Here is a 13,495-nt window from a genome sequence, read left to right as displayed (position 1 = left end):
TTATAATGTTACATCAACCTCGTCTAATTTATTGTAGAGGCAATCGAGCGCATTGGACTTTATTCTAAACTGACTACGTTTCTTAACTACTTCCTTGGTGGAGGCCTGCTCCATTTTAATGCCGGGATCATAATAAACATGTTGATCCACTATGGCACCAAGCAATTTATTAATATCCGTTCCTTCATAGAGACGTACATTTCCCCCATAACAATATGCGCGATGGCCATCTGGTAAATCAATCGCGATGGATGGTATATAAGCCGCGCGCGCATGCTTCTGTTTCCAATGTGTAAGTAGTTTTGTATAGCTCCAGCTTGCGGCAATATTATCATTTTTATCCAGCAAGCCAATAAATCCCGTAGCATCGACCATTGACTTACTGCCACAATCAAAACCAGTTGTCACCAATGTAAGTCCAGATTTCTCGCAGATTCTGCTTGCAAAATGCCGTCCAGTAAAGTCATACCGGTCAGCTATATTGGCACTACGATAACCGTAAGAACGGATAAAGGATTTAACACCTTCATTTTTATAAAGCCCACCATCTGGCTCTGGGGTCATTAAAGTTAGCGCCTTACTACCAACCAATTCAAACTTCTTTACACCGAACTGCTTAATTTCCCAGCCATGATAGTCCGGCTCAGCTATGCCGTTGGGCATAATTCCCAACTCAGCCTCGAGGGTATAACCACCTCCGTTTCTTGCAGTATAGGCGTTAGCGACTCCATCTCGATTCAGCTTCTTACTAGTAATTTGCCCCGCAAGATAAATACGCCTTAACTCAGATATTAATTTCCGACGGGCATCACTTTCTACGTGATATGGAGCCAGATTTTCTCGGATTGCGAATTCAGTTTGTTCCGTAATAGGCTTATGCTTAGCGTAAGGTAGTTCCCGAAGCACACTACTCAGGACATAATATTTTTCCCCATGGATCTCCCGAGAAACCCGAGAATTAGGGGTAGCTAGAAACGCAAAAATTGCGCCATCACTTCTAACACCAAATAATAAAACACGCCCTTCCGAGCGGCCTAATTTGGACGGGTCCATCCAGCCACCCATATCTATAGGCGAGCCTTGTAAAAAACCTGAAAGTCGAACTTCTGGGAACTGGGGATAATAGATTAGTTTCGCGGTTGGCGCCGGATAAACCTGACCTTCTGGTGATAACCAGTGAAAATTAAGTCCTGCTGTAAATTTAATCTGGCGCTTAGGATCATTCGTCTTTGTTGATGTAGAAGCGCTCGCCTGCAATTCCCCCGTTGGAATGAAGCCAATGTCAGTGAAGTGGCCCGCAAGATAGGGTTGGTTTTTACTGTTGTCATTCGGGGCCAATATTTTATATATAATACGATCAACGCCCAGCCTTCGATAGATATCAACCAAATTTTCGAGTGACAAATCTAAACTGTTAGCGCTGTCGTATATTTTTGGTTTATTTGACAATTTACATCCCGCTTAAACTTCAAAGCTTCGAATTACAAAATTGAATATGGCTAAGTTAATTAGGTTCAACGACACCCAACTTACCCTCGAGTTAACTACCATTCTTTACGTGCAACCCTTTGAGCTGACCAACTTCCGTGGTCCGTCGACACTACCCAAAACTAAACTTAAGTGCCAGAATTTTAAGACAATTATTCGGTTTTAGTGGCGCCTAAAGCTTCTTTTGAAAAGCCATTGGCAACTAAACCGCCACTCCTTTGAAGCCAGCGCCGCACCCGCTGAACTGTCGTCCCGGACAGGCTGTTGTCTTGAACCTTCGAGATAAGTTTTGAGAAATGCTTTGCAGATGGTTGATGGGATGAGATCAGTAGCTTTTTACTTGCGGGGTCCGGCCATCCGGCTTGCGGCCAATGGTTTCGCCCCCCATTCAAAGTTTCACATTTTGGGGTTAATGGGAGGCGCGGCCAATTAGCAGTTCTTTGGCTCCTGCCACTACCTCTACTCCTAAGCTCCAGAACGCGCATCACCATAAATTCCATTTTTGCCGTAGGGCTTTCTGAGCGCCTTTTGCTTTTGCTCTAACTCACCCCGTTTCGTAGCGCCCATTCAAGGCGTCCCATTTTGGGGTTAATGGGTCAGGACGGCCCATTAAGCGACGATCAGGTAGGACACCTGTTTTCGCGGCCCCTAAATGGGAGGCTTTGACTGGATAAGCGCGGAGTTGGGGCGACTTTGGGTTACTTTTGTTCGCACAAAAGTGACAAAGAGAACTCAAAAATAATTGCCTCCCTCCATGGGACTACCATCCGCTGGATCTCGATGCCGCTCGACCGGTTCCGACGCTTCGGGTGCGGTTGTTTCGCGGCCCCTAAATGGGATGCTTTGAATGGATAAGCGCGGAGTTTGGGGCGACTATTACCGCTCCCTTTGGTCACTCGCATTTCCATGCGTGGTCTCCGCTACGCTTCGGCTGGTTACTTTTGTTCGCACGAAAAGTGACAAAGGGAATCAGATTTATAAAATGATCGTTTATAGCCAGTGCCGTTAAGTACCGCCGTTGTTATGGTACTGAGCCGAATAAAGTCTTTTTTGGCTCACAACATGATCCTATTGAAAGTGGCTAATCGGCTAAAAAAGAGAGGAATGAATTTGTAACTAAGCGGGTTCTGGAGCGAGGTTTTCGGTGAACAAAAGCCCCTTAAGATCAGCTGCTTCATAGGCGTTTTTAAAAGATTCTCGGCAAAATACGCTGCTGTAGCCATCGTATTTAATGCGAAACACATCGGCGCGAACTTGCTGTTCATGGAACGCAATCCAAGTAATATCGCCCCACTCATTTTTAGTGCACAGCTTTGTATCTAACGCTTGATCTTCTACCGCCAGCAAATTGAAAACAAAGCCTTCACCAGCCTCATAGTACACGGGCAATAATTCGCCATTGGCTGCAATAATCGGCAATAATGCCTCTCGCGCTTTTTCATTGAGATAAAGGCGACCTTGATAGGCAGTGACGTCGGCAATGGCAGTAACCGATTTGGCGCCAGCACTGAAAAAATCCAGCGCTACCGGTGCCCATCGAGCCAAAACAGATACCGGCGCATGATTTACGTGGAAAAGGCTGTCTTCACCCAGTACAGCACGTGTCGATTTTGCTTCCATGTTGAACAAGCAATAGTTTTGATAGTCTGGGTGCACAGAGTAAATCATAAGGGTAGCCCAACGCCTTTTTTGTTCATCACATAACTTGGTGGTTTACCCGCCTGCAAGCGAAGTTCAATCATTTTGAGCGCCTTCATTAGCGAATCTGGCGTAGTAGTCAACTCAAAGCTGATCACTCTATCCAACCAAAAATAGTAATTGTACCGGTGAATTCGACTATGGGGCACCGCATTTTTTAGGCTACTAGGCATCTCAGACTTAGCAGCCGTATTTCTAGGCAACCAGCAACCATTGACCGGATCATCAATACGAACTTTGAGCCAGGCTAATACCGCACGCTGAGTAACAGCTAATTTATGATGCCCAGATACAATGGCATGCGCATGGCACTTAGGGTGTGGCCGAGGATCACTGGTGATCTCCATGAACTCAGCTAAACGCTTTGATTGATGGGCCTCGGCTTCCAGTTCGATTTGGGACATTTTTTCGACACTGCAGCGGTAGGTATCCAACCCACATTCTATCTGTGCAATGGTTTCTACCGCGCGTAAGTCTGACAGGGTAGGTTTATCGAGTGATGCAAACCAATCGATTTTCCTGCTAACAGGGTCTTTAAAAACGTATTTCTGGGAGCTAATCGGCTTTGGCATGGGGTCCTTCCCTGACGGCTGGCAAAATTGGGACAACTATATCGCTTCGCGGGAAGCTACAGCAACATTAACAGCATAAAGCGGTACCAGCGAACCACCACAACCTAAAAATAACTTAAGCACTGCATACCAACAGGCGGGATTACCGCCAGTTCAGTGCTGACCGAATGAGGACGCACTCCCACGGTTAAACAACTGCACACAGCCCACTACTTAGCTAAAACCACAGCGGGGTTTATAAAAACCATATCGTGGTTAACATATACCAATAGCTGGCACATAGAAAATTAAATGGCGTTCCCAATCAAAGGCGTATAAAGGTAAATGCTCGATTACAGCGGATATGATAAAAAAGCGCAGGAAATTGCCATTCACTACAGCAATAGCCTTGCCGACGAACACCTAAAACCCATTATTGCCGGCCAACAGCCAGTAACGAGCGCTATGGAAGCCACCGCCATCGCCGAATTTTATTGGTGCATGCTAGATCAATCTGCACTCGATGAAAAAAACGGCATAGCGATAGCAGGCGAGCTGCACATTGAACGCTGGATGCAGCGGTTGCTGAATATATTTGGCGGCTATTTAGAAAATGCAGGATACGCACAACAGTGGGAAGCTGTATGCGACCGCATGTAATTTACGCTCAGGTAGCGAGCATCGATTTAACCCAAGGCTTTGCTCTTGGTTCCCCGCCCCGTTTCGTGGCGCCCACTCAAAGCTTTCCATTCTGGGGTTAATAGGTCGGGGCGGCCATCCGCAGGTCGGCCACAAGCTTTTGTTGTTTCTCCGCCCTCCGCTTCACCCCCCTCCCCGTTTCGTAGCGCCCTTTCAAAGTTTCACATTTTGGGGTTAATGGGGTGAGGCGGCCATCCGTGGGGCGGCCATCTGAGTGGCCGCAGGTGGATTTTGCATTGACCAAAGAGCTGTTTAAGAACTAAATTTGGCCCTACGCGAGGTGACTATGAAACTATCTGGTCAAATTAAGCCCATCAGCTACCTAAAGGCGCATGCTGCCGAAATTGTGCGCAACCTGTCTGCGCAGGCTGAACCTCTGGTTATCACCCAAAACGGCGAAGCCAAGGCAGTCATACAAGGCATAAAGAGCTATGAACAAACCCAGGAAACGATTGCACTACTGAAGATGCTTGCTCTGGGGCAGCGCCAGATTGAAGAAGGCAAGGTGCAACCTGCGAGTGATGTGATTGCTAGACTTCGAAACCGGGGCAAAAGCAGCTGATGAGCTACTCGGTAGCTGTGATGAACAATACGCGTCTGATCTTGAAGATTTGTATGACTATATCGAGTTTCACGATACATCAGAAAAGGCCGATTACGTTCTCACCAAAATAGAAGAAGCCTTTGCAAGCCTAGCTGACAATCCGGAACGCGGTGCTTATGCCAACGAGTTGCTGGCTCTGGGGATGCGCGAATACCGCGAAATCTATTTCAAGCCTTACCGCATTATTTATCGCGTTATTGACGAACAGGTGTATGTCATGGTGATTGCAGATGGTCGCCGCGATATGCAGTCACTACTTCAGCGTCGTTTACTTCAGGCCTAAGTGTTTTTATGGCTGTGTTTCGCGTCAACGATCCCTGTGTAACACTCATCAGACGCTACGCCAGCTAACACTGCTTTAATGGCGTGCTTTGACAGGATCAGCGCGGAGTTGGGGCGATTATTACCGCTCCCTTTGGTCACTCGCATATTCATGCGTGGTCTCCTCTCCGACTGGGTTACTTTTGTTCGCACAAAAGTGACAAGTAATACTATTTCGCTACTTGAGCTACCGATGCGGATCTTGGCGACCGTGGAGCACCCGTATAATTTCAATGTGCGTAGCGGTGATGCGGTAAAACAGGGTATGACTTTGAACAGGAAGGCTTCGGGTGTGTGGCAGGAGTTCGGGGCGTTCCACTCCCATGAGCGGCTGCTCTGTAAGCATCCAAAGTTGATCTTTTAGCACGTTCAGATAGCTATCGGATTGCGCTTTGCCCCATTGGTGAAGCCCAAAATCATAGATACGTTTTAAGTCTTCTTTTACGGCGGGTGCTATTAACAACGCATAAACGTGCACCGCTTGCTAGCGCTGAATGTCGTCGAACAGTGTATCCAACGCGGCTTTTGACGCGATGTTTATCCCTTCACCACGGTTTAGCTGATCTGCACCAACCTGTAGTTGCTCCCGCAAACGCGCCAATTTCACTTCGCGAATCCAATCTTCATGGGTCTCCATAAAGCGCAGGGCCTCGCGAATGACCTCACTGGCATTGTTGTACAAGCCCGTTTCAACTTTGGCTTTAACACGAGACTCTAGCTCGGCTGTAAGTGAGATATGCATGATGCCTCCAAGGGTCGATATTGCTTCAAGAGAGGCTAGGTAGAAATACAAAGATTGTCAATCTTTGTATTATCCTTGCCATTAAAGGCAGCGCTATGACAAAACGGGCCCTGAGGCGATTATTACTGCTCCCTTAGTGACTCGCATTTCCTACATGTCGATGGCATCGACATGTCAAAACGATATGTTTACATTTTCTTAAAAAATCGTCATATCCAGTGCGATATGACGCTATTTGGCTCACGGAATGAGCCGAAAAAAGTGACTATTCGGCTCAAACACCAATCGGTTAGCTAGCTTAATTGAAAATGCCGCAAGCCCAGCGCCAGCAAATGGCGAACCGCAACTAGGAACCCTTTAAATCAACCTGCATAGCGCCACTATTTACGTAATACCAACTATTGATTTACAAAAACCATATTATGGTTAATATATACCAATAGTTGGTATATACGGTATCAGGCGATGTTTGTACTCAAAGGTATATTGCGGGCAGAGAGCCAAGAGAAGATCTTGATCTACTTACTGTTGCGCGAAAAGGGCTACGGCAAGGCGATTGCTGAATTCTATGGTTCCTCCCAAAACGCGATTCAAAAACAACTTATCCGCATGGAGGAAGATGGCGTGGTAGTGAGCCGTGCTATTGGGAAATTACAAGAGTACGAGTTAAACCCCCGCTACCCATTTTTAGTGCACCTAACGGCGCTCATTAAAAAAGCGATAGAGGCCTACCCTCAAGACTTAACCACAAAACTCACGATGACTCGAAACAGACCTAGGAAAGCAGAGAAGCCTGTGGTTTATGCCAATGAAACCGTTAAAGCCCCCTTCAGAACCACTGTTAAACAAACTAAGTAAACGCTAAGACAGATATCTCAAAATTTTCAATGGTTCAACTCGCTGGCCATATTGCGCAGCACTTAAAGGCCAGAAATATCGACGTTGTTTTAGTGGGCGGGTTAGCTGTGGCTTGTTATACAGATAACCGTTACCTTACCAAAGATATCGACATGGTAGATATTTCTTACCAAACACCAAGCGCTCTACAAAGCGCCATGAAAGCATTGGGGTTTCAGAAAAAAGGTAGAGTTTACACAAGTGACAAGACCGACATTGTTGTCGAATTTCCTTCAGCGCCACTGTCAGTTGGCGATGAGTTCATTACAAAACATACCGAATTTAAAACAGAGCAAGGTGCAGTTCCAATATTACTGGCGCACGATGTGGTTAAAGACCGTCTTGCAGCCTATTTCCACTGGCAAGACAAACAGTCACTGGTACAGGCGCTATGCATCATGCTATGCCACAGCATTAATCCGAATGAAATAAGGGTTTTCTGCATAAAAGAAAGCTCAAAGGAGGCCTTTCTAAAAGTAGCCAGTTACCATGACAGACTTAAAAATGATGGTGTATTAGAGATGGTAGACATCGAACGTTTTGTAATTACGAACTTAAAAACGTGACCTACACGCCAGGCGCGGCACCAAGCGTTAAGTGGCTTGCAGTACCCTTGCTCGTTGCCTGCGGCCAACTTTCTGTAGCCAACCCCCTAGCAATTGAAAACCATTACGCTCCGACTGGGTTACTTTTGTTCTCACAAAAGTGACAAGAAATACTTTTACGTCATTCACAATGGATTCTTGCGCGGACCACAATTCACAAAAGGCTCTATCAAATTAAAAGGGATTTAGTGACTTGAGCTGAGCGCGCGCAACCTTGACCGCTAGCCCTTTTATACCCATAGGAATACACCCAAATATTGACACCTAGACCTTGGGTGCCTCTGACGCTTTTGACCTAAGCGCAATGGCCAATTCATAACGGGTACTGCGACCACCACCGGGTAATTTATTAATACATTTTTTTTGCACAAGGTCTGCTAGCTCGCGGGTGGCGCTGGATTTACTGACTTTGGCCAATGCTTGGTATTTGCTGGCGTTAATACCTTGGATAAATTCTTCACCCAGATTATCTAACAACCGGTTAAGTACTTTAATCTGGCGCTCGCTTAATACAGTTTGAGCGTGCTGTTGCCAAAAGCGGGTTTTATTAAGCACACGCTCAAAGCGTTGCAGGCCGCTGACGATGGCGTCTTCCAGTACGGATAAAAACCACTGCAACCAAGAGGTAATATCTAGGCTCCCTTTTTGTGCCTGTTCGAGCTGCTCATAGTATTCCCTGCGACGCGCCATGATGGCGGCGCTTAAAGAGTAAAAGCGAATACTGTTGACTTCCGCTTGGGCCAAGGCTCGATCTGTTACTGCACGGGTAACGCGGCCATTACCATCATCAAAGGGGTGCAAGGTGATGAGCCAAAGATGAGCGATGGCTGCGCGCAATAACGTGTCGACCTCAACAGGTGGATTATTAAACCACTGGGTGAAGCGTTGTAGCTCACCTTCCAACCCTTGCCTAGGCGGCGCTTCAAAATGCACGATGGGTTTATCCATTCGGCCGGAGATCACTTGCATGGGGGCATCGCCACGCAATTGGCCTATTAAAACGGGCGCGTGCAGGGTTTGAAACTTAGGTGTACTGGGGAATAAGGCAGCCTGCCAATCACAAAGGGTGTTCTGGCTAAGAGGCTGCGTAATGTTGCTGGTGGCGTCAATTAGCAGCTGTACCAGTGCTTCGGTTTGTGGGGTGCCGGTAAAGTTATTCGCTTTACCTACAAATCCTGCTTGGTCTAAGCCCAGATGCCGAACCACAGAGGAACGTACGGAGGCCGCATCAAGTTTTTCGCCTTCTATTTCACTGGTGCGCAGGGCGGTTTGCACCAGCGCATCCAAGTGTGCTGCTTGGTTTTCATTGGTTAGAGATTCTGACTGGCCCAGTAGCCGCCCCTGCTGCAAGCGTACTCGCTGTAGCTGCGGGCGCAAGGTTTCTTCCTGCCAGTGAAACGTGGGTGCTACGCCCTGCTGCCAGGCAGTTAGTTGCCAGATATATCGCATAGTTGCTTCCACCGTTATGGCTTGCTGTTGAGCCGAATAAAGCGCTTATTTGGCTCACATAATGAGCCGAATAATAGAGGTTATTCGGCTCAAACGCCAATTGCTGGCAGCTTATTGAAATAAAGAGTATCTAACGGGACAGCCACAACGAGTATCTAACGGGACTATCTAACGGGACAGCCACAACAACCAAGCTGGCGGGCCAGCCTCTTTAGAAGGGGTTCGACCATTCGATGGGTAGTGCGACACTCGATTTTGTACTGGTGGCAATTATCTATATGGAAAGTCATTCGGAAATATCTCAATTACAGCCTGCGCGTGCTGGCTGGTGCGGAAAATAACGGAGCATGGCTGGCGTTGAAATCAGGCTGTCAGCCGCCGAGGAAGTAGCTGAGGGTGTCCATTTCCTTGTGAGGAATGCCGATGATATCAATGGTGCTGCTACTAAACAGATAGAACACCACGTGCTGACCTTCAGGGAAACCATGGTATCCCTCACAGATATCTGTCCGGTGCTTCCCCAGTTGTGGATTTTCCGCCAGCCATTTAAAGCGGGCTTCGATACTCTTCAAGTAGAGGTTTCGCTGGGCTTTGCCCCAAGTGCGCTCTGTGTAACGACCAATATTTTTAAGGTCTTCCCAGGCGCGCGGGGTAATCCTGACTTTTCTAGTGGGTGGCATCAGGACTCTGCATCCAGGTCATTGATGAGCGAGTCCATAGAAAAGTCATCAACAAACTCGCCATTTTTAGCCTGTGTAGCGCCTTCGGCCAGATGGGCGCGCAGCGCTTCCAACTTGCTTTTGCGCTCCTCCATGGCGCGCAAGGCATCGCGTACCACTTCACTGGCGGAGCCGTAACGGCCGCTTGAAATCTCATTCTTAATGAACACCTCCCAGTGCTCCCCCAAGCTCAGGCTGGTTGTGGCCATAACTCACCTCGTATATTCATATTTAACAAATATGAATATATTGCAGGCTGGCGATGATGGCAATAGCGCTCCTTCAAAGCTTCTCATTTTGGGGTTAATGGGGTGGGGCGGCCATCCGTGGGGTGGCCATCCGGCTTTTGGGTCCGGCCATCCGGCTTGTGGGGTCCGGCCATCCGGCTTGCGGGGTCCGGCCATCCGGCTTGCGGGGTCCGGCCATCCGGCTTGCGGGGTCCGGCCATCCGGCTTGCAGCATGCAGCATGCAGCTTGCAGGGGGCGGCCATCCGCCTTGCAGCTTAGTATGCCCCCCCTCTATACCTCCCGCCTAAACCAACTCGGCGCCTTTATCGCCTTAATATAGCGCCGAGAATGCTTGTGTGTAGCCAACATCTCCGGCACTTCGGTAGTGAGTTCGAAGCCAAATTGCTTGGGCAATGTGGTGTACATAGAGCGCGGTGGTGCGCCGCCGACGCGCTTGAGCTTTATGCCGGTGTCGAAACTGTGGTAATAGACGGTGCTGATACCCAAGTCATCTTTAATAAAGCGAATCGCGGCCAGCATGGCGGCCTCGGCCCAAAGGTTGCGGTAGGGTTGCAGCTCTTTTTCTACATAGGTGACAAGATCGTTGTAGCTGCCGTTGATGGCGCGAATCACGTCTTGCGGTTTTACCTGCGGGCTGCGGGAGCGGCGCCGGTTTATTCGGTCGAGCACGCGCTCGGCTTTGCGCAGCCAGTCGTTTTGGATTTCCTCAATAAGCACTTCACCAGTGCCAAAATCGATATCCAGCCGCACCCACGCTAGGGTTTTATAACCCTGCTGATGCACCGGGTGGCCGTAGGACTCGAACGGGCCGTAGGCATTGGCGGGTTTAACCAAACGGTTGTAGCGGGCGTTGTGGCCGCTATCGAAATTCAGCTGCAACACCAGGTTGCATTGGTTGCGCGAGGTTTGGTCCCAGCCTCTATCGCCGTCACCCCAACGCCCCAAGGTGATGGAGAAAGGCAGCGCTTGCACGGCGTCGACCGGGCCGAAACTCTTAACATCTACCACACCGCCACCACACTGTTTTAAGGCGCTGGCCAGTAATGGTTTTTGCAGGTAGCGCGCCAGTGGCCCGGCTTTTAATTGCGCTACTTTTACTTGTGCCAATTGCTGACGCTGTAAATCTAAGGCCAACAGATCGAAACAATAGCGATCTTTAAAATAGCGAAATATTCTGCGCTCATCACCCAAGCAGGCGATAACGTCTTCTACGTCTTGTGATTTCATGGTCTGTTTTCCGTAAGCAATTTATTCGCCATCGCCAGCGCGCGAACACGCCTAGCTGGCTGTGGCTTGTGCAATTTCTTTGTTTATTTAGCGGGTAACTATTTGTCATCGCTTTCTCCCGATACCTTTTTGAAGGTGAAATAAAAATTCGTTAATGTTTTTCTACGAAATCAGCGCCGCAAAAAACTTTTACGGCATTACCCCGTTGCAGTTGATAATGCGCCAGCCGGTTCGCCGCCACCTGCTGTTGCACGGCGGCTTGCTCAGTCGCATTTAATTGCAACTGCAAGCGCTCCAACGCAATACGGCGATTGCGGTGTTGTGACCGATCAGATTCCACCCTCAGCTTTATACCGGTGGGTAGATGCGTCGCCCACACGGCGCTGCTGGTTTTATTCACATGCTGGCCACCCGGCCCACTCGAGCGCGTAGCCTCAAAGCGCACGTCTTTTTCCAACGCCGAGATAGACGCGGGCGAAAGGCAGCTGTAGTCAACACACTGCACACTCACAAACCAATTAGTGCGTTTATGGCCTGGCCTATAGGGGCTTTCGCCCTGCCATTGCACCGAGCCCTGCCACTGCTCAAATAAGGCCTGCGCACCATCACCTGCAAGGCTAATGAGCGCCGACTTATAGCTAGCAGTTTCGGGTTCCAACACATTTCGTTTCATCGATGCCTTGTCAAAAGCCCGCGCTTCTAACAAAGTTGCACACAGTTTTATTTGACTGGCCGCCGCCAATATTTTCTCGGTCACTTTCGCCACCACCCAGCCACACTCTCTGGGCCCTTGCCCGGCACTGATTTGTAGATAAATTGTTTGCGCAGCTGCTTGCGCTATTGTTTGTGTTGCAAAACTGTTCACGATGCCTTCCTCATGGTTTTGTAGGTCAGCACAGGCTTAAAGCTGGCCACCAGGTCTATCAAACCTGCGGCCACCAAATCTGCCACTACCCGATCAATATTTTTGTACGCCTGCGGCGCCTCTTCGAACAGCAGGTCTCTATGTTTGCAAATAATCCGGCTACCAAAGGCCGTGCTTTCCAAATCTTTCACCTGCAGGTGTTTAAGTAACCGCGCCTTGCAATCACTGCGCTTCCATTTACGGCCAGCGCCGTGTGCAACAGAAAAACCCGCCTGTGCTAGCGCCGGTAAATCTTGCGAACGTGGCTGCACCAGATAACTCAAGCTGCCACGGGAGCCCGGAATCATCACCAAACCTTCCGTGGATGGGCTGGCACCTTTGCGGTGTAGCCAATAGTGCTCGCCGGCCTGCGCATCTAGCTGCAGACATGCCGCCTCCGCAGGACGCAAGGGCCGCACATGATTGTGAGACACATCGAGTAAAGGCCGAATGCATAAACGCAAAGCACTAGCGAAGCGATGCGCGATCAAGGCGCGGTTTGCGGCGGCCCAGGCATCGGCAAAGTTATGCTGCTGCATATAAGGCTGCGCTTGCTCAGTTAATAAACCCGCGCTACCAAAGGCTTCGATATATTGGGTTAAAATATCCTGCCCCAAACCGCGCGAGCCACTGTGCGCAAGCAACACCACACTGTTTTTATCTAACCCGCAGGTGGCTAGCGCGGCGGCATCAAACACTTGCTGCACCGCTTGCACTTCGGCAAAGTGATTGCCGCCACCAATGGTGCCCAACTTGCTGTTTTGCTGCGGCGTTGCCTTTGTTGCATCCAGCCCGAATGTTTCCAGCCAGGCGTTTGCATCGCCGCTCCAGGTATCATCCAGACCTTTAAGTTTGCGCTCCCATTGCGCGCTATTGATTTTGTGCGCGCGCACATCGACTTGCCAAAGCCCCATACCGCACCCAATATCGCTGCCCACTAAGTGTGGATACACCACAGCACGCGAGACAAACGCCGCGCCAATAGGATGGCCTTTGCCAGGGTGTAAATCCGGCAAACCAAAGGCTGCACACATACCCGGAAACTGCGCAACGCGCTGCAGTTGATCCAGCGCATCGGTTTCCAACCAATTATTTTTTGAAATAATTAACCGCACTGGCACATTTCCATTGGATGCCGGCAGCTCAACCATTTCACAGATTTTTGTATTACCCATTTCTTTTTCCTTTTGGGTGATCTCTATCTTTTACATCATGCCTTTTGAGTCATGGTTTGTAAGACAGAGCCGCCCCTAACCGGCCCATTTTTGGGCTGGCCATAAATTTTTGATAAAGCGATGCCCTACGACGATGCGCAGTACAAAGCGATAAAGATGTTGGAATA

At 49.0% G+C, this 13,495-nt stretch carries 16 protein-coding genes; 5 read left to right on the top strand and 11 right to left on the bottom strand.

Annotated features, from left to right (window positions below; genetic code table 11):
• The 3 genes from QWY82_RS08130 to QWY82_RS08120 form a co-directional block, all read right to left on the bottom strand.
• Positions 1–1,449: an MvaI/BcnI family restriction endonuclease gene (locus QWY82_RS08130; protein WP_290261202.1), complete on the bottom strand. Its 1,449-nt coding sequence runs from the start codon at positions 1,447–1,449 to the stop codon at positions 1–3.
• 1,155 nt (positions 1,450–2,604) lie between these two features.
• The gene (locus QWY82_RS08125; protein WP_290261200.1) at positions 2,605–3,156 is read right to left on the bottom strand and encodes a hypothetical protein; all 552 of its coding nucleotides are present in this window, start codon (positions 3,154–3,156) and stop codon (positions 2,605–2,607) included.
• Positions 3,153–3,758: an AHH domain-containing protein gene (locus tag QWY82_RS08120; RefSeq protein ID WP_290261198.1), complete on the bottom strand. Its 606-nt coding sequence runs from the start codon at positions 3,756–3,758 to the stop codon at positions 3,153–3,155. Before QWY82_RS08120 ends, QWY82_RS08125 begins: the two co-directional genes overlap by 4 nt.
• A gap of 324 nt (positions 3,759–4,082) precedes the next feature.
• Here QWY82_RS08120 and QWY82_RS08115 point away from each other — a divergent pair, with 324 nt between their 5' ends.
• The 3 genes from QWY82_RS08115 to QWY82_RS08105 all read left to right on the top strand — a co-directional run bounded on the left by QWY82_RS08115 (position 4,083) and on the right by QWY82_RS08105 (position 5,323).
• A complete protein-coding gene (locus tag QWY82_RS08115) occupies positions 4,083–4,397 on the top strand; it encodes a hypothetical protein (protein WP_290261196.1) in 315 nt (104 codons plus the stop codon).
• Positions 4,398–4,722: 325 nt separating this feature from the next.
• Entirely contained in the window at positions 4,723–4,998 is a 276-nt protein-coding gene (locus QWY82_RS08110) for a type II toxin-antitoxin system Phd/YefM family antitoxin (protein ID WP_290261194.1), read from the top strand.
• Entirely contained in the window at positions 4,964–5,323 is a 360-nt protein-coding gene (locus QWY82_RS08105; protein WP_290261193.1) for a type II toxin-antitoxin system RelE/ParE family toxin, read from the top strand. Before QWY82_RS08110 ends, QWY82_RS08105 begins: the two co-directional genes overlap by 35 nt.
• Before the next feature lie 225 nt (positions 5,324–5,548).
• Here the strand turns inward: QWY82_RS08105 and QWY82_RS19915 are convergent, their stop codons facing one another.
• Together QWY82_RS19915 and QWY82_RS08100 are read right to left on the bottom strand one after the other, a co-directional pair.
• Positions 5,549–5,839: a type II toxin-antitoxin system RelE/ParE family toxin gene (locus tag QWY82_RS19915; RefSeq protein WP_353958681.1), complete on the bottom strand. Its 291-nt coding sequence runs from the start codon at positions 5,837–5,839 to the stop codon at positions 5,549–5,551.
• Positions 5,840–5,845: 6 nt separating this feature from the next.
• The gene (locus tag QWY82_RS08100; RefSeq protein WP_290261192.1) at positions 5,846–6,103 is read right to left on the bottom strand and encodes a type II toxin-antitoxin system ParD family antitoxin; all 258 of its coding nucleotides are present in this window, start codon (positions 6,101–6,103) and stop codon (positions 5,846–5,848) included.
• 465 nt (positions 6,104–6,568) lie between these two features.
• On the opposite strand from QWY82_RS08100, the gene QWY82_RS08095 reads away from it, so the two are divergent.
• Entirely contained in the window at positions 6,569–6,961 is a 393-nt protein-coding gene (locus tag QWY82_RS08095) for a winged helix-turn-helix domain-containing protein (RefSeq protein ID WP_290261190.1), read from the top strand.
• Positions 6,962–6,990: 29 nt separating this feature from the next.
• Positions 6,991–7,566 carry a hypothetical protein gene (locus QWY82_RS08090; protein WP_290261188.1) on the top strand — a complete coding sequence of 192 codons (576 nt, stop codon included), beginning with the start codon at positions 6,991–6,993 and terminating at the stop codon, positions 7,564–7,566.
• Positions 7,567–7,869: 303 nt separating this feature from the next.
• On the opposite strand, the gene QWY82_RS08085 is transcribed toward QWY82_RS08090, so the two are convergent.
• The 6 genes from QWY82_RS08085 to QWY82_RS08060 form a co-directional block, all read right to left on the bottom strand.
• Positions 7,870–9,054 (bottom strand): Fic family protein, encoded by a 1,185-nt coding sequence (locus QWY82_RS08085; protein WP_290261186.1) that lies wholly within the window; start codon positions 9,052–9,054, stop codon positions 7,870–7,872.
• A 371-nt stretch (positions 9,055–9,425) separates the two neighbouring features.
• Positions 9,426–9,734: a type II toxin-antitoxin system RelE/ParE family toxin gene (locus QWY82_RS08080; protein ID WP_290261184.1), complete on the bottom strand. Its 309-nt coding sequence runs from the start codon at positions 9,732–9,734 to the stop codon at positions 9,426–9,428.
• Positions 9,734–9,982, bottom strand: a complete 249-nt coding sequence (locus QWY82_RS08075) for a type II toxin-antitoxin system ParD family antitoxin (RefSeq protein ID WP_290261182.1) — start codon at positions 9,980–9,982, stop codon at positions 9,734–9,736. Before QWY82_RS08075 ends, QWY82_RS08080 begins: the two co-directional genes overlap by 1 nt.
• A gap of 310 nt (positions 9,983–10,292) precedes the next feature.
• On the bottom strand, positions 10,293–11,249 hold the full coding sequence (locus QWY82_RS08070) for a hypothetical protein (RefSeq protein WP_290261180.1): 957 nt from the start codon (positions 11,247–11,249) through the stop codon (positions 10,293–10,295).
• A gap of 151 nt (positions 11,250–11,400) precedes the next feature.
• Positions 11,401–12,114 (bottom strand): peptide chain release factor H, encoded by a 714-nt coding sequence (gene prfH / locus QWY82_RS08065; protein ID WP_290261178.1) that lies wholly within the window; start codon positions 12,112–12,114, stop codon positions 11,401–11,403.
• Positions 12,111–13,328 carry an RNA ligase RtcB family protein gene (locus QWY82_RS08060; RefSeq protein ID WP_290261176.1) on the bottom strand — a complete coding sequence of 406 codons (1,218 nt, stop codon included), beginning with the start codon at positions 13,326–13,328 and terminating at the stop codon, positions 12,111–12,113. The genes prfH and QWY82_RS08060 overlap by 4 nt, the downstream gene beginning before the upstream one ends.
• Positions 13,329–13,495 lie beyond the last annotated feature (167 nt).

Origin of the sequence: Simiduia curdlanivorans (genome assembly GCF_030409605.1) — a bacterium.
GTDB lineage: Bacteria > Pseudomonadota > Gammaproteobacteria > Pseudomonadales > Cellvibrionaceae > Simiduia > Simiduia curdlanivorans.
The sequence above is the reverse complement of the archived record's forward strand: the minus strand, read 5'-3'. Positions and strand labels throughout refer to the sequence as shown.

What these genes read in the sequence shown, in the direction of transcription:
- QWY82_RS08080 (WP_290261184.1), bottom strand. Translation starts at nt 9,734, where the DNA reads ATGCCACCCACTAGAAAAGTCAGGATTACCCCGCGCGCCTGGGAAGAC.
- QWY82_RS08110 (WP_290261194.1), top strand. Translation starts at nt 4,723, where the DNA reads ATGAAACTATCTGGTCAAATTAAGCCCATCAGCTACCTAAAGGCGCAT.
- QWY82_RS08125 (WP_290261200.1), bottom strand. Translation starts at nt 3,156, where the DNA reads ATGATTTACTCTGTGCACCCAGACTATCAAAACTATTGCTTGTTCAAC.
- QWY82_RS08115 (WP_290261196.1), top strand. Translation starts at nt 4,083, where the DNA reads ATGCTCGATTACAGCGGATATGATAAAAAAGCGCAGGAAATTGCCATT.
- QWY82_RS08075 (WP_290261182.1), bottom strand. Translation starts at nt 9,982, where the DNA reads ATGGCCACAACCAGCCTGAGCTTGGGGGAGCACTGGGAGGTGTTCATT.
- QWY82_RS08090 (WP_290261188.1), top strand. Translation starts at nt 6,991, where the DNA reads ATGGTTCAACTCGCTGGCCATATTGCGCAGCACTTAAAGGCCAGAAAT.
- QWY82_RS08100 (WP_290261192.1), bottom strand. Translation starts at nt 6,103, where the DNA reads ATGCATATCTCACTTACAGCCGAGCTAGAGTCTCGTGTTAAAGCCAAA.
- QWY82_RS08120 (WP_290261198.1), bottom strand. Translation starts at nt 3,758, where the DNA reads ATGCCAAAGCCGATTAGCTCCCAGAAATACGTTTTTAAAGACCCTGTT.
- QWY82_RS08085 (WP_290261186.1), bottom strand. Translation starts at nt 9,054, where the DNA reads ATGCGATATATCTGGCAACTAACTGCCTGGCAGCAGGGCGTAGCACCC.
- QWY82_RS08060 (WP_290261176.1), bottom strand. Translation starts at nt 13,328, where the DNA reads ATGGGTAATACAAAAATCTGTGAAATGGTTGAGCTGCCGGCATCCAAT.
- QWY82_RS08095 (WP_290261190.1), top strand. Translation starts at nt 6,569, where the DNA reads ATGTTTGTACTCAAAGGTATATTGCGGGCAGAGAGCCAAGAGAAGATC.
- QWY82_RS08070 (WP_290261180.1), bottom strand. Translation starts at nt 11,249, where the DNA reads ATGAAATCACAAGACGTAGAAGACGTTATCGCCTGCTTGGGTGATGAG.